Here is a 20,899-nt window from a genome sequence, read left to right on the forward strand (position 1 = left end):
GCGATCAAGCGACCTACGCTGGTGCCGGCCGGAAACGCGCCGCCGTCGCGCAGGGTGAGCCGATCCTCCAGTCAATCATTGGTCGTGGCCATGAACCAGCGGGGGGGCAAGCGCCGCCACTAGCGCTCCAGCTCAGCTGCCATAGCGGCGGCGCCATTTCGCATAGGCCGCCGCGACGTTTGCGCCGGTGGTGTTGAACCATGCGTAGCCGTTGCGGCGCTCTAGGCTGATGTCGTTGACGTCGTCGTGGATCGACCGGTCGCGATCGCCGAATACCGGGCGTTCGGTGGTGGGGTCATAGAAGCGCGCCCATAACGTCCTGGCGCCGGGCTGATCGATCAGCCGCCTGCCACCCGGCGTGGTAGCATCCGTCCAGGCATGGTTTTCGATGCCATGGGCGGCGAACCAGACGGCGCCGGACGTGATTGCCTCGCGCATCGCCGGCGATGGGTCGGGTTCCTCCATCAGAAAGCGCAGCACCGCGGCGCTTTCGGCGGTGGCGAGCGCGATCGGTTCGAAATTGCGTGCGCCGACCGGGCGGAGCGTGAGCGGGTCGTATTGTTGCGCCCAGATCGTGCGCCGTCCGTTCGCGACCACCTGGGTCGCGAGCAGCGTCGCCACCGCACGCGCCGCGGCCTCTCGCGCGGCGATGCGCAACGCTGGCGGCACGAAGCCATAGTCGCCGGTCCCGGCCGCGGTACGCTGCAGCAGCGCGGTCGCCCGCAGCATGGCATCGTCGTTCAGCGTCAGCGCGTCGTGATAGCCGCCCTGCAACGGATAGACCTGCGGCCAGCCGCCCGATGGCTGCTGCGCCTGCAACAGATAGCGGATGCCCTCGACGAAGGCGGTGCGATACCGCGCGCCGTCAGCGCCCGGCCGCCCGGCCTGCGCGCGCGCCAGAAAGGCGAGTTCGGTCGTCGTCGCATCGTTATCGATCGTGCCCACGAAGCCCCAGCCGCCCGCAAGATCGGCGGCCGCATGCGCGCCGGCCTTGCTGTCGAAGGGGATGTACATCTGGCCACGGACGCGGGCCGGAGCACTGCGATCCTGATTCTTGCCCCAGCCGCCGGTGGGTGTCTGGAAGCTGACGATATTGTCGGCGATCGCGCGCGCGGCGTCGCCGGCATACCAGGCCGGTTCGCGATCGAGCGGCATGGTCTTGATCTTGCCTTCAGGGGGCGCCGCCGGAATCGCGGCGAGGCCCTGCCGTTCGGCGGCCAAAGCTGCTTTGTCGCGCGCCATCGCGGCGGTCGAGCGCGCGATATAGTCTGCCCAGGCGTTCCGCTGCGCGGGGGGCAGGGCGCCCAGTCGGTCGATGGTCAGGGACGGGGGCGCCGCCATATGCCCGATCACCGTCGCGGCTGCCGGGGCCATGAATGTGGTCAACACACACGCCAGAACAAAGCCCTTCATCGCGCGATCCTCTCCAACTTTTGTGTCTGTGCGAAGCATCGTGCCAGTCAATGACACCGGTGACAATAAACGCTTGCGACTTTCTCCGAAATGAATAGCTTCACCCCTGCCATCAGAGTTCGACGGGACCATTGGCAAGGAGGGGGCGATGACAGATAGTATGACGAAACTACAGAGGCTTAAGTTGTTACGTCATGCGTGGCGCGGGCCGCAAGATGCCGCGGCCGGGGCGACGGCCTCTCCACTCTCCGCATCGCCCTTCAGGCCGAAAACAACTTGCTATGACACCGGTAACAAACGCTTTTTAGCTGCGGTGACGCGTTACGCCGCCCGTTTCGAGCGCGTGCGAATCGCAATTGCACCGGCACCCGCACGGCGCGTCCCTCACGCACATATCTGACCGGTGACGGGGCTGCGGCCCCGCGCCGGACGCACGTCGACAAGGCCGGGTCCCATGAGGTCGCCGGCCATATCCTGGGAGAAGATGATGACCTGCTCGACCATGCCCTTCCTCAAACTCGGGGCGTCGCTGGGCGCGCTGTCGCTTGCCAGCCTGTTTGCCGGATCGGCGCAGGGACAGGCCACCCCGATCGCCCCGGCGCAACAGGCCGGTCCGGTCGCGACCAGCGGCACTCCCGCACCGACCCATGCCGACGGCAAGGCGTCGGGCGCTCACGAGACTGCGGCGAAGGTCACGCATACGGCAGCGACCGTCGGTGGCCAGAAGGGCGCGCACGCCGACAATTTCGATCCGACCCAGGATATCGTCATCACCGGCTTCCGCGGATCGATCCAGAATTCACTCAACCAGAAGCGCTATTCGGACGTGCAGATCGATGCGATCAACGCACAGGATATTGCCGATTTTCCGGACGCCAATCTGGCGGAGTCGCTCCAGCGCCTGCCCGGCGTGTCGATCGATCGCGACAACGGCGAAGGGCGCGGCATCACCGTTCGCGGCCTGGGCGGCGATTTCAACCGCACGCGCCTTAACGGGATCGAGGCGCTGTCCACGGCGGGATCAAACGATTCGGGCACCAGCCCCAACCGCAGCCGCAGTTTCGATTACTCGACCTTCGCCTCCGAATTGTTCAGCGCGCTGAAGGTGCAGAAAAGCGCGTCGGCGGAAACCGACGAAGGCTCGCTTGGCGCGACGATCGATCTGGAGACGGGCAAACCCTTCGATTTCAAGGGGACGCGCATCGGCGGATCGGCGACCGCCAGCTATAATGAGAACAGCAAGAAGGCCAATCCGCGCCTTGCCGGGCTCGCCTCGTTCCGCTTCGGGGCGGACAAGAGGATGGGGCTGCTCGTGTCGGGCGCGTACAACAGAACCGACAATATTATCGACCAATATAACCGCGGCGTCGGCGCCTCGGACTATCTGTACCGCAGCAGCCAGTTCGTCGGCGAAGGCACGCCGCAACGCGCCGGCTTTGCGGCGCCGGTCGGCGCGATCAATTATGCCAATCCCGACGCAACGGCCTTCCAGACGGGATCGGACCCGACGGCCTATGCCAAGCTCTATCCGGGCGCGCCGTACAATACGCCGGGGCGGTTCGACGATTCGACGGTGCGGATTCCCGCTCTGCCGTCGCTGACGCATCAGGTCGTGCGCAACCAGCGCCTGGGCCTGACCGCGGCCTATCAATGGGACGTGACCGACAAGACGCGCATCTCGATCGACGGCCTGTATTCGCGATTCCACAACAGCAGCGAAAACGACCAGCTCTCTCCGGTCGGGCTCAATCGCAACAATACCAGCGCCGCTTACAATACGGCCGCGGGGCGGCTGACGCCGGCGGCGGCACGCGCGGCCTATCCGGGGCTGTGCACGCCGGCGGCAGGCAGCGACATCGCCGTGTCACAGGATTGCGGCCAGTCGCTGTACGGAACGAAGCCGGCGTTCGCCACGGCGCTCAACGCGCAAGGGCAATTGGTATCCTCGGTCCTCGGCACTGCGGCGGTGGTGCCGGGCGCGACCAACCCCAGCAATGCCAATATCTTCTCGACCAACCCCTATAATCTCGACCCGTATGACTATTACAACAATCCGAATTCGGTCGGGTATATTCCGTCGAGCAACGGCCTTGCCTATCGCGGCCAACTGATCGGTCGGCCGAGCGTCGACGTCCTGGACGCGAATGTGACGAACGGGCTGGCCGATTATCTGGTCCTGCGTAACGTCGATATGCGATCGGCGGTCGATTATTCGGAATATACGACCAAGTTCTGGCAGGGCACGTTCCGCCTGGATCAGGAATTTACCGACAATTTCAAGATGACCGCCATCTACGGCCGGTCGAAGTCGGTAAACTACAGCACCGGGCTGCTCGTCGAATTCAATCGCATGGACTCGCCCCAGAACTTCGTGTACGATGATCGCGCACACGGCGACATGCCGTTGCTCGACTTCGGGTTCGACGTCGCCGATCCGGCGAACTGGACGACGGTGAAGGGCTTTTCGGCGATCCGCCACTACGAACGCTACGTCAGCAACACCTATCAGGCAATGCGCGCCGACTTCGATTGGCGGATCAACGATCAGTTCAACATCGGCTTCGGCGGTACGCTGCGACGCTTCGGTTTCTTCACGTCGCAGGGCGAGCGCAACCTTGATACGCTCAACCCGACGCTGCTGGAGGCGGGGTCGACCACCGCGGCGAACAGCAAGATCGTGTCGTTCGGCCAAGGTCTGCAGACGCCAGCAGGCACCGTGTCGCGTTTCCTCGTGCCCGACCTTGCCAAATTCAACGACCTGCTCGGCTTCCAGTGCGATTGCATCAACAAATATGGCGACTGGCGTCTGACCACCAAGCGCAACGGCGGGTCGGCGACCTATGGCGTCGACGAATATGACAAGGGGCTCTACCTCCAGTTCGATTTCAACACGGAGATTTTCGGCCGATCGCTGCGCGGCAATGCGGGCACGCGCGTCGCCTTCACCGACGTGACGTCGACCGGGACGTCGCAGGCCGGGCGCCCGATCATCGGGCGGAACAGCTATACCGACTGGCTGCCGTCGATGAACCTCAATTACGAGATCGTCCACAACCTCATCCTGCGGATCGGCGCGTCGAAGGTGATGGCGCGCCCGCTGCTGGGCAATCTGTCCCCCACGATCACCTCGATCTCGATCCCGAGCAACGGCGACAATCAGGGTGCTTCGTTCACCATCGGCAATCCCAAGCTCGCGCCGTTCCGATCGACCAACATCGACCTCAGCGCCGAATGGTATTTTACGCGCAGCAGCCTGTTCTCGGTCGCGGTGTTCAAGAAAGACGTCGAGAATTTCCCGCAGACGGTGCTGTTCGCGGCGCCGCTGTCGCAATTTGTCGACGATGCGACGCGCGCCGCGATCCGCGCGCAATATACCAATGTCAATCAGCTCGCCTATCTCGACAACAACAATCCCTTCATCGCCCGCCAGTATCGCGATGCGCCGGGGGGTTACATCAAAGGCATAGAGATCAACTTCCAGCAGAACCTCACGTTCCTGCCGTGGGTATTCCGCAACTTCGGCGTGCTGTTCAACTACACGCACATCAAGTCGGAGCTGAACTACATTCTCGATCCGGGCGCGGTGTCCGGGGCCGGCGTGACGATCCGGCCGCAGCTGCTGGGCAAGGGCCCGTTCCTCGGGGTGTCGCCGGACGCGATCAACGCGACCCTGTTCTACGAGACCAAGGGGTTCCGCGCCCGCGTGTCGCTGGCGCAGCGGGCGGGCTACAGCACGACCTATCCGTTGGCGGCGGGATCGTGCAGCCCGGGCCTGATCACCGTCGGCGGTGGCAGCGTCGAAAGCGTCGGCTGCGACAGCCCGTTGATCAACGACTTCGCCTACAGCCGGGCGACGACCAACGTCGATGCCTCGCTCAACATCAACCTGATGAAGGGACTGTCGATTTCGGCTGAGGGGCTGAACCTGACCAACCAGACCAGCAATCGCTACGCCTATTCCGGGCAGGAGGCGGTGTCGCAATATGGCAGCTCGGGCCGCGTCTATCGTCTGGGCGCACGCTTCAGCTTCTGATCTTCCCCCATCTCCCCGGGGGCGACTTCGGCTTCGTGTACCAGTAACGGTATGCGGAGTCGCTTTCTTTGGAAAAAGGCGTGCCAATGCAACGGTATGACGTGTCGCTCCGCCGCCCGATCCGAGACGCTGCATGACCGAGTATAATCGGCGCGATGCCTTCGGTCTTGCCGCGCTGGCCGGCGGCGGCGCTCTGATTCCCGCCACTCCGGCCGCCGGAGCCGGTGCGGCAGCCAGACGTTCGCCCTGGCGCCGCGGGTACGAAGGGCAGCGGATCGCCGATCTCGGCGATGGTCGCTTCCTCAATCCGCTGATCGGCGGCGACCGGCCCGATCCCGCGATCCTGAAGGACGGCGCGGATTATTACATGACCTTTTCCAGCTTCGACAGCTACCCCGGCCTGACGATCTGGCACAGCCGCGACCTGGTCAATTGGCGCCCGCGGACGGCGGCGCTGACCCGCAACATCGGGTCGGTCTGGGCGGTCAGTCTCGACAAGCATGCCGGCCGCTACCTTCTGTACATCCCGGTCAAGGCGAGTCCCCGGAACGACATCTACGTCATCCACGCTGATCATATCGATGGCCCATGGTCCGACCCGATCAGCCTCGGCCTGCACGACCATATCGATCCCTGCCACGCGGTGGGCGAAGATGGTTCGCGCTGGCTGTTCCTGTCCGGCGGCGACCGGATCCGCCTGGCGGACGACGGCCTGTCGACGGTCGGATCGGTCGAGCATGTTTACGATCCCTGGCGTTACCCCGACGATTGGGACGTCGAGGGCTTCAGCCCCGAAGGCCCCAAGATTCATCGCCACGGCGACTGGTTCTACATGATCACCGCGGTCGGCGGCACCGCCGGACCGCCGACGGGGCATATGGTGATCGTCGCGCGATCGCGCTCGATCCACGGCCCCTGGGTCAACGATCGGGGCAACCCCGTCGTCCGCACCGTCTCCAACGACGAGACATGGTGGTCCCGCGGCCATGCCAGCCTCGTCGAGGGGCCCGACGGCAGCTGGTGGTCGGTGTATCACGGCTATGAAAACGGATTTTGGACGCTGGGACGGCAGGTGCTGCTCGATCCCGTACGCTGGACCGACGACGGCTGGTTCCGCATGCTGGGCGGCGACCTGTCGAAGCCGCTGCCCAAACCGAAAGGCGGTGAGGGCGGTCCGCACGGGCAGCCGCTGTCGGACGATTTTACCCGGCCGCTGGCGCTCGGCGCGCACTGGAATTTCTTCCGTCCCGGCCCCTCCGAACACGCGCGGGTGCGGGTCGACGCAGGCACGCTGCATCTGGCGGCACGTGGCACGGCACCCGTCAATTCCGCGCCGTTGCTGTTGACCGCTGGCGATCAGGCATACGAATTCCAGTGCGATGTGGAGATTTCGCCGGGTGGTACGGCGGGTCTGATCCTGTTCTACGACGACAAGCTCTATTGCGGGCTCGGCTTCGACGAAAAACGCTTCGTCACCCACCAATATGGCAATGAACGCGGGCGCCCCGCCAACCCACACGGATGCCGCATGCTGATCCGCATCGCCAACACACGGCACATCGTGGCGATCCACACGTCGGGAGACGGCGGTGCCACTTGGCAGCGGTTCGATCGGGGGATGGAGGTGTCCGGCTACCACCACAATGTTCGCGGCGGTTTCCTGATGCTGCGGCCGGGGCTGTATTCGGCCGGCGCGGGCGAAGCGCGCTTCCGCGATTTCCGGTTCCGCGCGCTGTAACGCTCGCGCGCGACCGCCCTTATCCTGCGATCTGCTCGGTCCTTCGCCGGCCGAAGGCGAGCAGGGGGGTATGGAACTGCGGCCACCGATGGCGCGCGCGCGGGCGCGCGGCAGTGATGCGCAGGGGCACCCACGCCTCCGCGGCGCGCAATCCCGGGTCGCTGGTGATCCGCACCACGTCGCGATCGATGGGGGCAAAATAGACGGATTCGCCAAGGCTCTCGCGTATCCGGGCCGCCGCGCGGTCCGTGTCGACTCCCCGCACATGCAGATCAATGTCGGCAAGGCCGCGGGTTACCCGGAACAGCATCCAGTGGATGTGCCCCAGCATGGCGGCGGGATCGCTGAATAGGCCGGCATCGGCCATCAGCATTTCGGCATAGACGCCCCAGCCCTCGCTGAAGCCGGCTGCATAGCGGAGCCGCAACGGATGGGGGTGGGCGAGCGCCTCCAGCGGCATCTGCGCCATATGGCCGGGCAGAAGCTCATGCGCGACGACGCTGGGCAAGGAAACGCGCGGGCGGCGCCGGATGTCCTTGAGATCGACGACGTACAGGCCCTGCACGCCCGTGGCAGGAAGGATGCGATAGCCGCCCTTACCGGCGGCGATCTCGGCCGGGTCGAGCGGCCGGACATCGACCGACAGGCATGCCGCGGGCAGCGGCCCGATCAGGCGGGGCATTTGCGGGCGGATCGTCGCCAGCGTCGCGCGCATGGCCGCCACCGCGGCGTCGCGCCCGGCGGCATCGTCGGCGAACAGCCAGCGCGGGTCGCGCCACAGCGCCTCGAACCGGGCCCCCGTCGTGCCACCCGCGATGCCCAGCCGGTCGAACAGGCGCGCCGCGCGCGCTTCCAGCGAGGCTTTGGCGGCGGCGAGGTCGCGCGCGACGATATCCAGCCGCGCATCGTTGCCCGCGACCCGCTGCGTCTGCAACGAAAAGCGCGTCGCCGCATCGCTCGCGTTCGTCAGGGCGGCGTCGATCGCAAGGCCGGCGCGGGCGGCTTGCAGGTCGAGGCGGCGGCCGGTGCTTGCGCCAGCCGCGGATAGCGGGCCGAGCAGGTCCAGCGCTTGAGCGGTCGGCAGCGTCGCCGCCGTGTCGAGCGCGGCGCCGATCGTCTGGTCGTCGTCCGTTCGGGCGAAGACCGGCGCGGCAAGGGCGGAGGCTGCTCCCGTGCCGAGCGCAGCGAGGACCTGCCGCCGCCGCATCATCGCGCGGCGTCCAGCACCACCCGGTTGTTCAGTCGCGTCACCTCGGGCGCGTCGTTGGGCAGGGTGATTTCGACGCTCGTCGCTGTGGTCGGCGAAGCCGCGATGCGGATCGTGGCGGTGCGGGGACGCAGATCGGTCGGCGCGGCGAGCGGCGGGATCGCCGATGTTGCCAGCACCGCGCCGTCGGCGCCGCGTACGGTCAGCGTGCCGCCGGTCGTCGGCTGTGCGCCAAGACTGTGGACGGTCACCGTCAGGCCGCGGCCGTTGCGCACCACGTCGTCGCGGCCGATGCCGATATCGGGACGCTGCTCGACGGGCGCGATCGGCTTGGCGAGCGTAAAGTCATAGACGGTGGTGGTGTGCGGCGCGAAGGCGATGGTGGTGCCGAGGCTGCGTTCGAGCGGCAGCGTGGTTGCGCCGCCATCGGAGACTAGCGTCTTGCCGCCGTCGCTGCTCGTCGCGCGTTGCATCGTCCACTGGCCTGCGGTGACGTTCCATGTCGTCATCTCCGCCCGCTGCACGCGATCGGTGCGGTTGTAGGCGATGACGCGGAAGTGGTCCGGCGTCGCGTTCGGCATCAGGATCGCGACGTCGCCGGCGGCGTCGGCCTCGGCAAAGCGCCACGACACCGTATTGCCCGGCCACGTCTGGTTCCGGCGCAGCGCGATCCCGCCTAGCCGTTCGCGTTGCAGAATTTCATTGGGCTGTTCGACGCGGTCGGACCACCAATGGCCTTCGGTGTACATGTATTCGTGCCGCGCCTTGTCGGCGATGGCGTCGGCATGCAGCCGTTCGAGCGCGATCACGTCCCCCGTCGCATCCCAGCGCGTGTAGAGCGCGAACGGATCGTCCTTTGCCGCCGCGGCGATGGCGTCGCGATAGCTCGTGCCTTCGGGCAGGACCGCGAAGGCATTTTCGTTCATTTCGGCCAGCGCTGCCGGTCCCGACTTAGCGATGCGGCTCGTCAACGGGCGGAGGTATTTGGCATCGCCGGTAAAGCGCCACGCGCTCCACGCACTCTGCAACGGCGTCGAGATGCCGCCGCCGTCACCGGCCCGCTCGGCGTCGCTGTCCCAGAGGATTTCGTTGGGATAGGTCCAGACGCCCTTCGCATCCTGCTTGCCGTGCGCCATCCAGCCGTCGATCACGCCGGTCACCAGCCCGCGGGCGGCGGGATTGCCGTTGTACAGACCGATCAGGATCGGCGCGTGCATGACGGTGAAGGCATAGGGCTTCTGCCACGCCCACGGCGCGTCGCGATACATCTTGCGCCCGCCGTACCAGCTGGAGGCGAAATGCAGGTGCCCGGCGGGGTTCTTCAGGATCACGCCCTGCAACGCACGCGTCGTTTCCATCAGCCGTTCGACCGCCTTGGGCTCGCCCCAGTTGAGGTACAGGCGTTCGGCGTCGGAGTTCAGCCCCTCCTCATAGGCGTGGAGCTCGTCGGTGGTGATATAGCCCAGGCCGTTGACGCGCATGCCGTTGGTGAAGACCGCATCGGACAGCGCGCGCAGCGAGGCATTCACCTTGTCGGGCTCGACCCCCATCAGCGCCAGGCCCGGCCATTGCTGCGTCAGGTCGGTGTCGTCCGAAATGCCGCCGCCGAAGTCGCCATAGGGGACCTGGCGGTGATCGATCCACCAGTCGACGAAGCGGCGGACGTATTTCAGGTCCTCGAGCTGGCGGAACGCCCACAGTGGCTCGCCTTTGGTCGGGACCGGCTGGGTAAAGGACGGCAGGTTTTCGGGGCGATAGTCGATATCCGCCCAATAGGCCTGCGCCTCCTTATGGTCCGGATCGACCCGCAGCAGGTCGGTGATGTCGGCGAACAGGCGGCGATACAGCGCCATGCGCTTCGATGCGGTATGTTCCTCGACCAGGAAGGCCCAATTGTCCTTTACCTGGTTGAAGCGGTCCGCGACATGTTCGGTGATCGCCTGCGCACGGGGCTTAAACACCAATCGGATGCGCGCGCCGTCGAGGCTTTTGGCGGAGAAGGCGGGGTCGGACGCGGCGATCGACAGATACAGGCTGTCGTTGGGCAGGATGCGATCGCGCAGGTCGAGCCACAGCGTGCGCTTCTGCCCTGGCGGTACGGTGACCGACAGGTCGATCATGTCGCGCTCGGGCCAGATCGGATCCTTGACGCGGATGTCGAGCGCAACCGGCTTGGTGCCGGGCAGCGCGGGCAGGTCGATCGCGATGCCGTCCAGCCCGTCGCGCAGATTCTGCCAACCGTAATCGAAGGCGCGGGCGACCGGCTGGTCGGGCAGTGCATCGCCCAGGCTCGCCGGGATCAGTACATGGACGATCGGCGCCATGCCGGCGGGGCGTGCCACGGTGCCGCCACCGCCCGCCGCGCCGGCGCCGACCGCGGCCTTCACTCCGGCCGTCGGCATCGCGACGACCGTCGCCCGCTCGTTGGGGGCGTAGCGGCCGGCGATGAAGCCGTTGAGCGGCGCCAGCGCCGCCAGCGTCGGCGCCATGTCGGCCCGGATCGTATAGTCCAGCTTGAAGCTGCCCGCCGGTTCGGCGCCGGCGCCGATGTCATAGGCCCACAGCTCCTGGATCGGCTGTTCCTGCATCACGTTGGTGAAGTGCAGTGTGCCGCCGGTACGGGGGGCGAACTGATCGACGCTGCGCACCACCCCCTTCGGTCGGGTGGCGAGCACCATGTCCTTGCCGTCACCCGTCCAGCTGAGGCGGCCATAGGCCGCACCGCGCAGTTCGACGCGATTGAACCGCTCGCCCGCCGGCACGGTCAGGTCGTACCGCTTGCCGCCCTCGACATAGACGTTCCAGTCGGGCAGCTCGAAATAATCGTCGCGACCCGGCAGGCGCGACCGGTTGTAGACGCCGGGCCAGGTCGTCTCGGCGATGCCGTCGACCCCCTTCCACATCCATTCCTTTAGGTCCTTCGCATCCGCAAACTCGACCTTGCGCACGCGGGTGACCGGCGCGTCGAGCACCGGCGGCAAGCTTTTGTCCCAGCCGTAGCGGTGCAGCCACGCCTGCCGCTCCCCTTGCGGATCGGCGGGGGGCAGGGGGCCTGCTTCCGCCTTCGCCGCCAGTGCGGTGATATTGGCGGCCGACAGCATCCGGTCATAGACGCGGATATCGTCGACATCGGACCCGCGCATGAAATTATAGCGGCTCTGCACCTGATGCGGCGCCAGCACGCGCCCCGCGAGGCCGAACTGGTCGAGGCCGGTGTCGAGGTCGGCGGTCTGATCCTTGCGCGCGACCTCCTTGCCATCGACGTAGAGCGTCACGCCCTTGGTCTCGTCCCAGGCGAAGGCGATATGCTGCCACGCCTTTGCGTCGGGGATGGTCGGCATGCGCCACGACACGCGGATGCGCGACAGGTTCGTGTCAGTCACGAAGGCGTCGAAGCCGTGCCCGTTCCAGTCGATACGCAGGAACGCCATGTCCCAGCTGGTGTGATCGGCGAAGCCGGCGCGAAAGATCACGAACGGCGCCTCGCCCAGCGGTTCACGCGCGCGCCAGAAGAAGGAGAGGGTGCCGCGTGTCCCGCGCATGTTGCCCGGCGCTCGCCACGCGACATAGCCATCGTCCGCCCAATGCGCCGCGCCGCCGATCGCGCCGTCGGGCACGATACGCACGTTGGCGCGGAAGTTCGGCACCGCTTCCCCGTGCGCGACCGTCGCGTCGAAGCCGGTGTCGAGCGGCGCGTGGAACAGCAGGCCGGGCGATGTCTCCTGCGCCTGCGCCGTGGCCGCCGCGAGGGCAGCGGTCGCCAGCGCGAGCGCGGAGGTCAGCGAACGCCTGCCGCCCCTCACAACGCGTCGACCCGCGCGAGGCGTGGGCTGAGCAGATGGACGACGCCGACCGCGGCCAGATAGACGCTACCCGCCACCGCGAAGATGATCGTGTAGCTGCCCGTCGTCTGCAGGATGTAGCCGGTGAATTTCGCCATCATCATGCCGCCGATTGCCCCGACCGTGCCGCCGATGCCAACCACCGATCCGACCGCCGCCCGCGGGAACATGTCCGATGGGATGGTGTAGAGGTTGGCCGAGAAGGCCTGATGCGCCGCGGTGGCGAGGCCGACGATCGCGACCGCCAGCCACAGATGGTCGACATATTGCGCGAAGAAGATCGGCGTCACCAGCAGCGCGCAGGCGAACATCGTCCATTTGCGCGCCGCATTGGCGGTGAAGCCCCGCTTCATCAGCCGCGACGACGACCAGCCGCCCGCGATGCTGCCGAAGTCGGAAATCAGATAGATGACGACCAGCGGCGGCCCGAAGCTGACGAGGTCGAGGTGATAGGTCTTGGCGAGGAAATCGGGCGTCCAGAAGAGGAACAGCCACCAGATGGGATCGATCAGGAACTTGCCGAGCGCATAAGCCCAAGTCTCGCGATAGCCGAGCAGTTTCAGCCAGCCGATCTTCTGGACCGGGTCGGCGGGATCGCTTTCGATATAGGCGAGCTCGGCCGCGGACACTTTCGTGCTTTCGCGCGGGCGGCGGTACAGCGCGATCCAGGCGACCAGCCACAACAGGCTGACGGCACCCGTCACGATGAACGCCATCCGCCAGCCGAAGGCGAGCGTGATGACCGGCACGATCAGCGGCGTCACCACCGCGCCGACATTGGCGCCGGCGTTGAAGATGCCGGTCGCGAGCGCGCGCTCCTTGGCGGGGAACCATTCGGTCACCGATTTCAGGCCCGCAGGGAAGTTGCCGCTTTCGCCGATGCCTAGAATGAAGCGCGCCACCGAGAATTGGAACGCTGAGCCGACGAAGCCGCACAGCGTATGACCGAGCGTCCAGATGACGAAGGCGATCGAATAGCCGATCCGCGCGCCGACGGCGTCGACGATCCGACCGAAGCTCAGATAGCCGATCGCATAGGCGGCCTGAAACCAGAAGATGACGTCGGCATAGGTCGTCTCCGACCAGCCGAGTTCGGCCGAGATCGTCGGCTTCAGCACCCCGATCATCTGGCGGTCGACATAGTTGATCGCGGTCGCCGCGAACAGCAAGCCGCAGATCACCCAGCGATAGCGCCCGACGGTGGCGGGCGCGGCCGTGACCTCCGGCGCTTCGATCGTTGCCATCGGTCTGTCTCTCCTGTGTCAGCGGCCTCTTGGCGGGCCGTTTGTCGTGGGATGGCGCGTTATTGCGCGGTGATCGTGCAGTGGATCGACAGGCGGCCGTCGAACCGCGCCTCCACCCGGTCGCCCACGGCGACCTGATGGACGCCGGTGACCGCACCGGTCGAAATCCACTGTCCCGCCGTAACCGGGATATTGCGTGCGGCGAGATGCTGGAACAGGAAGCGCGCCGCGCCGAAGGGGCCGTCGAGCATGTCGGCGGCGATGCCGGTGCCGATCTCTGCATCGTTGATGTAGAGCGCGACCGGCCAGCAATTGAGGTCGGTATCCTGCCAGCCGTCGATCGCGGCCCCGATGACGAGGCCGTTGTTGTTGCCGAAGTCCGAAATGGTGACGGTCGGCCCATTGGTATTGATCCCGGGGAAGGGGGAGCTCGCGATCTCGATGCCGACATGCACCGCATCGATCAGCGCGCGCGCGTCCGCCATGGAAAAGTCTCGCTGCGCCGGATCGGGCGCACGGCCGATGCGCAGGAGGAATTCCGCCTCCGCTGCGCCGAAGCCATCGGCGAAGATCGGCATCTCGCAATGTTCGGTGTTGGTGACCTGATCGGCGAAGATCGGGCCGGCCAGGCGGTCGAACCCTTCGGCGGGCGGGTTGATCCGGCCGACCTTCCAGCCAGCCACCGGACGATCGCTAAGCGCCAGTGCGGCATCCTGCACCGCATAGGCGTTCGCCAGATCGTGCGGAATCGTACCCGGATAGTCCGGCAAAGCCGTGGCGGTCCGTCGCGCCTCCACGAACGCCTGCGCAACTTGCGCGATATCGCTGTCCGGCTTCACCGCAGCCCCTCCCATGTCATTCGTCGTTATCGGATCGATATGGGAAACCGGTGTCATTGGCAAGCATCGCGAGCGTCCTCACGCGAAAAATCGCGGCCAGTCCGCCGATGTGGCGGCAGTCGCGGCGGAGACGATCGCTGCGCGCACCTCGGCGTCGGTGGCGATGGCGGACGGTACGAGATGGCCGGCCGCGACCAGTGCGTCGACCACCGCCGCGACGTCCTGCTGCTGCGCGATCGACAGCAGCGTTTCGGCTGCCGGATCGACGATCGCCGTGTCCGTGCGCGCGCGCGCCATCAGGAACGCGACCCAAGCGCCGAGGGCCCGAACCACATAGGCCGGCATGCGCCCCGCCTGCCGGTTGGCCACCAATGTATCGCCGAGGCGATAGGGCAGCTTCTGCGAGCCGTCCTGCGCGATCTGGTCCAGCCGGTGGACGATCGCGGGATTGCGGAATCGCGCCAGGATCGCCGCCGCATAGGCGTCGAGGTCGAAGCCCTGCACCGGGGTCAGCATCGGCGCGATATCCTGTTGGATCATCGCGGCGACGAATGCGGCGAGGGGGCCATCCGCCATTGCCTCTGCCACGCTCGTCGCGCCGCGCAGCAGGCCGATATAGGCAAGCGTCGAATGCGCGCCGTTGAGGATGCGCAGCTTGGCCCGCTCGTAGCTGGCGACATCCTGCGTCAGCGTCGCACCCACGCTGCCCAAGGCCGTGATGGCGTCCGCCCCGACGTCCTCGATCACCCATTGCACGAATGCCTCGCGCTGGACGGGGGCGTCATCGTCCAAGCCGATCGCCGTACTCACGTCGGTGAACAACGTCGCATCGCTTGCCGGCGTGATCGAATCGACCATCGTGGAGGGGACGCGCACAGCCTCGGCGATCCATGCTGCCAGTTCAGGGTCGCTGGCGGCGGCGAAGGCGACGAGCGCGGCGTGCAGCTTACGCCCGTTGCTCGCCAGATTGTCGCAAGGCATCGCCACGAACGGAGCGACGCCCGCTGTCCGGCGCGCGGCCAGCCCCGCCACCAGCCAGCCGACGATGCTGCGCGGCGGCTCGCCCGCCAGATCGTGGACGATATCCGCGTGGGCCATGTCCAGCGTGCCATCGGCCTGCAGACAATATCCCTTTTCGGTCACCGTCATCGTCACCAGCCGGACGTCAGGGTCGGCCAGCAGCGCCGCGACGTCCGCATGATCGTCCGGCCCCAAGAAGCGTTTGTGCGCCCCGATGATGCGCATCGCCGGTTCGGCGTCTCGCACCGCGAGCGTGTATAGGCCGTCCTGAGCGGCCAGCGCTTCTACCGTGCGGGCGCTGCGTAACGATACGGCTGCGATGCCCCAATTCGGGTCGCGCGCCAGCAGATCATCGATGTAGGTCGCTTGATGCGCGCGGTGGAACGCGCCCGGACCAAAGTGCACGATGCCGATTTTGCCCTCCGGCCGCTCGCGCGGCGCTGCGATGGCGGCCGGGACCTGGGGCAGGGTGGCGCGGGATAGTCTCATAAAGTGACGCCTCGTTTCCAGATCGCGATCTCGCGCTCGCCATTGCGTTCGGCGGCGGTGCTCTCGCCCGACGCGACCGCGACGATGCGCGAGACCAAGGCCTCGGATGCCGCTTCGAACCCGGTGTCGAGCACAGCGCCCGCGTCAAAATCGACCCAGCCGTGCTTGCGCGCGGCAAGGTCGCTGTTCGATGCGATCTTGATCGTCGGTACCGGGAATCCCAGCGGCGTACCGCGCCCGGTGGTGAACAGGATCGCGGTCGCCCCCGCGGCGGCGAGGGCGGTGGAGGATACCGCATCGTTACCCGGCGCCTCCAGCAAGGTCAGGCCGGTTTGCGTCGCCCCCTCGCCGTAATCGATCACCGCGCCGACGCGCGCACGCCCGGCTTTCTGCACCGCGCCGAGCGACTTTTCCTCCAGCGTCGTGATCCCGCCAGCGACATTGCCGGGGGAGGGGTTCTCCGACACCGGTTCGCCATGATCGAGGAAATAGCGTTTGAAGCCGTTCACCACGCCGACGATCCGGTCGAACACCTGCGGCGCGGCGGTGCGATCCATCAACGTCTGTTCGGCGCCAAAAATCTCGGGGATTTCGGTGAAGACCACGCGCCCGCCCGCCGCGACGACGCGGTCGCTCATCTGTCCGACCAGCGGGTTGGCCGTCAGGCCCGACAGGCCGTCCGATCCACCGCATTTCACGCCGAGGACGAGATCGCTTAGCGGGCACGGCGTGCGTTCCGTCCGCGCCGCTTCGGCAAGCGCGACGACCGCAGCGATGCCCTCTTCGACCTCGTCGGCGCTCAGCTGAGCGGTCAGCGTGCGGATCCGGCCGCGATGCGCTGCGGGAATCGCGTCGAGCAGCGCCGCAACCTGATTCTCTTCGCAGCCCAGTCCGACGATCAGGACCCCGCCGGCATTGGGATGGCTCGCCAGTCCGGCGAGGATGGCGCGGGTGCCGCCTAAGTCATCGCCCAGCTGCGAACAGCCGTGCGGGTGGGTGAAGGCGTGGACGCCATCTACCGCATCGCCGACCTGCGCCGCGGCGCCTGCCGCTATCCGCTGCGCCGTCCGCGCGACGCAACCGACCGTCGGCAGCACCCAGATCTCGTTACGCGTCGCGACCCGCCCGTCCGCCCGGCGATAGCCCATGAAGGTCGGCGCCTCTACCTGTGGCAAGGTCGCCGCGGGGGTCGGCGCGTAGCGATAGTCCAGCGTCGCATCGAGCGCGGTCGACAGATTGTGGCTGTGAACGTGCGCGCCGGGCTGGATGGCGGCCGTGGCATGGCCGATCGGAAAGCCGTATTTGAGGACTGATGCTCCGATGCCCATCGGCAGCAGCGCGACCTTGTGACCTCGCGCGATATCGTCGGCGAGGGTGATCACGCTCCCGATCGCGTCTCCGGCAGCCCCATCGACCGTCAGCGTGTCGCCGGCGCGTGCGTCGTCTAGCATCGTGGCGACCGTATCGGTCGGCGCCACCTTCCATGCCCTCGCCATGCCATCCTCTCGACATTCGTTTCGGTAACCGGTGTCAGATGTGTCCCGTCCGGACGATCTTTGCAAGGGTGCGGGACTGGCGGGATTGTTTCGGCCGTTTTACACCCGGTGCCATGCAGAAGACCGGCCAGCCGACGATCAACGATGTGGCGCGCGTCGCCGGCGTATCGAAGAAGACCGTCAGCCGGGTCATCAACCGCTCGCCATTGCTCAACGAAGACACGCGGAAACGTGTCGAAGAGGTCATCGCGGATCTCAGCTACATTCCGAACCCGCAAGCGCGGGCGCTGGCGCTGCGCCGCAATTTCCTGATCGGCCTCGTTCATGACAATCCCAATGCGCAGACGGTGATGAACGTCCAGCAGGGCATGCTGGAAGCGCTGCACGATACCGAATTCGAAATGGTGGTGCGCCCGCTCGATCGCGGCTCGGCGACGATGCTGGAGGATCTGCGTCACTTCCTCGAACGCCAGCGCCTGTTCGGCGTGCTGCTGATGCCGCCGATCAGCGAGAACGATTCGGTGGCCAAGCTGTGCGACGATATCGGTTGCCGTTACGTGCGCATGGGGTCGGCGGTGCTTGATGCGGCCGACCATATGGTCGCCTCCAACGACCGCGAGGCGGTGCAAGGCGCGGTCGCCTATCTGATCGAACAGGGGCATCGCCGCATCGGTCTGGTCGCAGGCCCGCACGGCTTCCGCTCGGCACGCGAGCGGCGGCAGGGGTTCGAGGACGCGCTGGCGGAGGCGGGTATCGCGCTGCCGCGATCTATGATCGCCGACGGCAATTATACCTTCGATTCGGGGTTGGTCGCGGCGGAGCGATTGCTCGATGTCGTGCCGCGCCCGACGGCGATCTTCTCCTCGAACGACGAAATGGCCGCCGGCGTGATCCATGCCGCCCGCCAGCGCGGACTGGAGATTCCGCGCGACCTTTCGATCATCGGCTTCGACGACACGCCGATCGCCGCGCACGTCTGGCCCCCGCTGACGACGGTGCGCTGGCCGATCGCCTCCATGGCCCGATCGGCGGCGCTCAAGCTGATCGCAGGCGGCATGGAGCAGGAACCGGACGTGGAAGAACCCTCGCTCTTCCTATCGACGCTGATCCGCCGCGCATCGGTCGCTGCGCCGCGCGAATGAGGCTAGGGGTTGCGTCACGATTTGACACCGGTTACCAAGCGGTCAGCCGCCTGACGAAGGGCGCTTCGAGAGGATAGAGATGGCCCGGGCTTTGCGCCTCGACCCCGACCGCCTGTTTCCGGCTGATCCGACGACACGCAGCATCGCGCGCACGCTCTATGCCGGTGTCGCGGACCTGCCGATCGTCAGCCCGCACGGCCACACCGATCCCCGCTGGTTCGCCGAGAATGCGAACTGGACCGACGCGACCTCGCTGCTGCTGGCGCCCGATCATTATCTGTATCGCATGCTCTACAGCCAGGGCATCGCACTCGACACGCTCGCGATCCCGCACAAGGGCGGCGTGCCTGCCACCGATCCGCGCGCGGCGTGGCGCGTGTTCGCGGACCATTATCACCTGTTCCGTGGGACGCCCTCGCGCCTGTGGCTCGATCATGTCTTCGCGGAGGTGTTCGGGATCGACGTCGCGCTGGAGGCGGAAACGGCCGACCTCTATTTCGACGCGATCGGTGAGGCGCTCGCCACCGATGCGTTTCGGCCGCGCGCGCTGTTCGACCGCTTCCGCATCGACTTTCTTGCCACGACCGAGGGCGCGCAGGACAGTCTCGATGCGCATCACACGATCCACGCGTCGGGCTGGGGCGGACGCGTCGTCACCACCTATCGCCCCGATGGCGTGATCGATGTCGAACATGAGGCGTTCGTGCCGGCGATGGCGCGCTTCGCCGAATTGACCGGCGAGGACGTCTATGGATGGCAAGGCTATCTCGCCGCCCACCGCAAGCGCCGCACCCACTTTCGCGCGGCGGGCGCGACCGCGACCGATCACGGCCATCCGACGGCAGCGACCGCCAATCTGACGCCGCAGGAATGCGAAGCGCTGTTCGCGCGCATCGTCGGCGGCGATTGGACCCCTGCGGATGCCGAACTGTTCCGCGCGCAGATGCTCACCGAAATGGCGGCGATGAGTACGGAGGATGGCATGGTCATGCAGATCCACCCCGGTAGTTTCCGCAACCACAATGCCGGTTTGTTCGCCAGTCACGGTCGCGACAAGGGTGCGGACATTCCGACGCGCACCGATTACGTCCGCGCGCTCAAACCGCTGCTCGACCGGTTCGGCACCTCGACCGATCTGTCGATCATCCTCTTCACGCTGGACGAGAGCGCCTACGCACGCGAACTTGCGCCGCTCGCCGGCCATTATCCGTGCCTGAAGCTGGGCCCCTCCTGGTGGTTCCACGACAGCCCCGAAGGCATGCGCCGCTTCCGCGAGATGACGACCGAGACCGCCGGATTTTATAACACCGTCGGCTTCAACGACGACACGCGCGCATTCCTGTCGATCCCCGCGCGGCACGACGTCGCGCGCCGCGTCGACTGTGCCTTCCTGGCGCGGCTCGTCGCCGAACATCGCATCGCGGACTGGGAGGCGGCAGACCTCGCGCAGGAACTGACCGCCGGCCTCGTCCGCCGCGCCTATCGTATCGACCAGAGCACGGCCGCCCCGCGCGGCCTGAAGGAGTGACCATGTACGACCGGACCTATTACGCGACGCATCCGGACATGATGGAGTGCGTGTCGAACGACGAGCTTCGCGACCGTTATCTGATCCAGGGGTTGTTCCGCGAGGGCGAGTGCGTGCTGAACTATACGCACGCCGAGCGCTTCGTGATCGGCGGCGTCGCGGTGGCAAGCGGCAGCGTCAAGCTGCCCGACCAGACCGAGCCGGCATCGGCGGCGGGCCACCCCTTCCTCGAGCGCCGCGAGATGGCGGTCGTCAACGTCGGCAAGGTCGACGGCACCGTGACGGTCGATGGCGAAAGCTTCACGCTCGGCAACAAGGACTGCCTGTACGTCACGATGGGCGCGAAGGACGTTCAGTTCTCTGGCGATGGCGCGCGTTTCTACCTCGCCTCGTGCCCGGCGCATCAGGCCTATACGACGCGCAAGCTCGGCATCGCCGACGCCAATGCGCTCGAGCGCGGCAGCCTCGCCGAATCGAACGAGCGTACCATCTTCCAGCTCGTCATCCCCGGCATCTGCGACAGCGCGCAGCTGGTAATGGGCCTCACCGTCCTGAAGCCGGGCAGCGTGTGGAACACGATGCCCCCGCACATCCACGAGCGCCGCAGCGAAATCTATTTCTACTTCGAGCTCGACAGTCTCGACACCGACCGCGTGATGCACTTCATGGGCGAGGGCGAGGCGACACGTCACATCGTCATGCAGAACGAGGAAGCGGTGATCAGCCCGCCCTGGTCGATCCACATGGGCGCCGGCACCAAGGCCTATGCCTTCATCTGGGCGATGGCGGGCGAGAACCAGGATTATACCGACATGAACGTGCTGGATATCTGCCAGCTGGCGTAAGCCGATCCTGCTCCCTCCCCTGACAGGGGAGGGTGGGCGTGCTCGCGGTACGGACGGGCGAGC

At 66.5% G+C, this 20,899-nt stretch carries 12 protein-coding genes; 5 read left to right on the forward strand and 7 right to left on the reverse strand.

The window, feature by feature from the left end; translation table 11 throughout:
- Positions 1 to 132: 132 nt before the first annotated feature.
- Complete coding sequence (gene pelA / locus ACGVWT_RS03555) at positions 133 to 1,374, reverse strand: pectate lyase (protein ID WP_315460542.1); 1,242 nt, start codon at positions 1,372 to 1,374, stop codon at positions 133 to 135.
- A gap of 493 nt (positions 1,375 to 1,867) precedes the next feature.
- On the opposite strand from pelA, the gene ACGVWT_RS03560 reads away from it, so the two are divergent.
- Together ACGVWT_RS03560 and ACGVWT_RS03565 are read left to right on the forward strand one after the other, a co-directional pair.
- Positions 1,868 to 5,446: a TonB-dependent receptor domain-containing protein gene (locus ACGVWT_RS03560; RefSeq protein WP_315460541.1), complete on the forward strand. Its 3,579-nt coding sequence runs from the start codon at positions 1,868 to 1,870 to the stop codon at positions 5,444 to 5,446.
- Between the two features lie 133 nt (positions 5,447 to 5,579).
- The gene (locus ACGVWT_RS03565; protein WP_315460540.1) at positions 5,580 to 7,184 is read left to right on the forward strand and encodes a family 43 glycosylhydrolase; all 1,605 of its coding nucleotides are present in this window, start codon (positions 5,580 to 5,582) and stop codon (positions 7,182 to 7,184) included.
- Between the two features lie 19 nt (positions 7,185 to 7,203).
- Here ACGVWT_RS03565 and ACGVWT_RS03570 read toward each other — a convergent pair whose 3' ends face one another.
- The 6 genes from ACGVWT_RS03570 to ACGVWT_RS03595 all read right to left on the reverse strand — a co-directional run bounded on the left by ACGVWT_RS03570 (position 7,204) and on the right by ACGVWT_RS03595 (position 17,321).
- Positions 7,204 to 8,394 (reverse strand): DUF885 family protein, encoded by a 1,191-nt coding sequence (locus ACGVWT_RS03570; protein WP_315460539.1) that lies wholly within the window; start codon positions 8,392 to 8,394, stop codon positions 7,204 to 7,206.
- Complete coding sequence (locus ACGVWT_RS03575; protein WP_315460538.1) at positions 8,391 to 12,194, reverse strand: LamG-like jellyroll fold domain-containing protein; 3,804 nt, start codon at positions 12,192 to 12,194, stop codon at positions 8,391 to 8,393. Before ACGVWT_RS03575 ends, ACGVWT_RS03570 begins: the two co-directional genes overlap by 4 nt.
- Positions 12,191 to 13,477 carry an MFS transporter gene (locus tag ACGVWT_RS03580; protein ID WP_315460537.1) on the reverse strand — a complete coding sequence of 429 codons (1,287 nt, stop codon included), beginning with the start codon at positions 13,475 to 13,477 and terminating at the stop codon, positions 12,191 to 12,193. Before ACGVWT_RS03580 ends, ACGVWT_RS03575 begins: the two co-directional genes overlap by 4 nt.
- Positions 13,478 to 13,536: 59 nt before the next feature.
- Entirely contained in the window at positions 13,537 to 14,331 is a 795-nt protein-coding gene (locus ACGVWT_RS03585; RefSeq protein ID WP_315460536.1) for a 2-keto-4-pentenoate hydratase, read from the reverse strand.
- Positions 14,332 to 14,394: 63 nt separating this feature from the next.
- The gene (locus ACGVWT_RS03590) at positions 14,395 to 15,825 is read right to left on the reverse strand and encodes a mannitol dehydrogenase family protein (RefSeq protein WP_315460535.1); all 1,431 of its coding nucleotides are present in this window, start codon (positions 15,823 to 15,825) and stop codon (positions 14,395 to 14,397) included.
- Complete coding sequence (locus ACGVWT_RS03595) at positions 15,822 to 17,321, reverse strand: UxaA family hydrolase (protein ID WP_315460534.1); 1,500 nt, start codon at positions 17,319 to 17,321, stop codon at positions 15,822 to 15,824. The genes ACGVWT_RS03590 and ACGVWT_RS03595 overlap by 4 nt, the downstream gene beginning before the upstream one ends.
- A gap of 113 nt (positions 17,322 to 17,434) precedes the next feature.
- On the opposite strand from ACGVWT_RS03595, the gene ACGVWT_RS03600 reads away from it, so the two are divergent.
- From ACGVWT_RS03600 to kduI, 3 genes are all read left to right on the forward strand, one after another.
- On the forward strand, positions 17,435 to 18,463 hold the full coding sequence (locus ACGVWT_RS03600; RefSeq protein ID WP_116460648.1) for a LacI family DNA-binding transcriptional regulator: 1,029 nt from the start codon (positions 17,435 to 17,437) through the stop codon (positions 18,461 to 18,463).
- 79 nt (positions 18,464 to 18,542) lie between these two features.
- Positions 18,543 to 19,991, forward strand: coding sequence for a glucuronate isomerase (uxaC, locus tag ACGVWT_RS03605; protein ID WP_315460533.1), 1,449 nt, complete (start codon positions 18,543 to 18,545; stop codon positions 19,989 to 19,991).
- A 2-nt stretch (positions 19,992 to 19,993) separates the two neighbouring features.
- On the forward strand, positions 19,994 to 20,836 hold the full coding sequence (gene kduI / locus ACGVWT_RS03610) for a 5-dehydro-4-deoxy-D-glucuronate isomerase (protein WP_394425314.1): 843 nt from the start codon (positions 19,994 to 19,996) through the stop codon (positions 20,834 to 20,836).
- Positions 20,837 to 20,899 lie beyond the last annotated feature (63 nt).

Source organism: Sphingomonas sp. S6, assembly GCF_043498045.1.
GTDB lineage: Bacteria > Pseudomonadota > Alphaproteobacteria > Sphingomonadales > Sphingomonadaceae > Sphingomonas.

Bases quoted from the DNA above. Each gene is read 5' to 3' on its own strand.
- ACGVWT_RS03585 (WP_315460536.1), bottom strand. From the start codon at position 14,331: ATGGGAGGGGCTGCGGTGAAGCCGGACAGCGATATCGCGCAAGTTGCG.
- uxaC (WP_315460533.1), top strand. From the start codon at position 18,543: ATGGCCCGGGCTTTGCGCCTCGACCCCGACCGCCTGTTTCCGGCTGAT.
- ACGVWT_RS03560 (WP_315460541.1), top strand. From the start codon at position 1,868: ATGAGGTCGCCGGCCATATCCTGGGAGAAGATGATGACCTGCTCGACC.
- ACGVWT_RS03590 (WP_315460535.1), bottom strand. From the start codon at position 15,825: ATGAGACTATCCCGCGCCACCCTGCCCCAGGTCCCGGCCGCCATCGCA.
- ACGVWT_RS03600 (WP_116460648.1), top strand. From the start codon at position 17,435: ATGCAGAAGACCGGCCAGCCGACGATCAACGATGTGGCGCGCGTCGCC.
- ACGVWT_RS03580 (WP_315460537.1), bottom strand. From the start codon at position 13,477: ATGGCAACGATCGAAGCGCCGGAGGTCACGGCCGCGCCCGCCACCGTC.
- pelA (WP_315460542.1), bottom strand. From the start codon at position 1,374: ATGGCCCCGGCAGCCGCGACGGTGATCGGGCATATGGCGGCGCCCCCG.
- ACGVWT_RS03570 (WP_315460539.1), bottom strand. From the start codon at position 8,394: ATGATGCGGCGGCGGCAGGTCCTCGCTGCGCTCGGCACGGGAGCAGCC.
- ACGVWT_RS03595 (WP_315460534.1), bottom strand. From the start codon at position 17,321: ATGGCGAGGGCATGGAAGGTGGCGCCGACCGATACGGTCGCCACGATG.
- kduI (WP_394425314.1), top strand. From the start codon at position 19,994: ATGTACGACCGGACCTATTACGCGACGCATCCGGACATGATGGAGTGC.
- ACGVWT_RS03565 (WP_315460540.1), top strand. From the start codon at position 5,580: ATGACCGAGTATAATCGGCGCGATGCCTTCGGTCTTGCCGCGCTGGCC.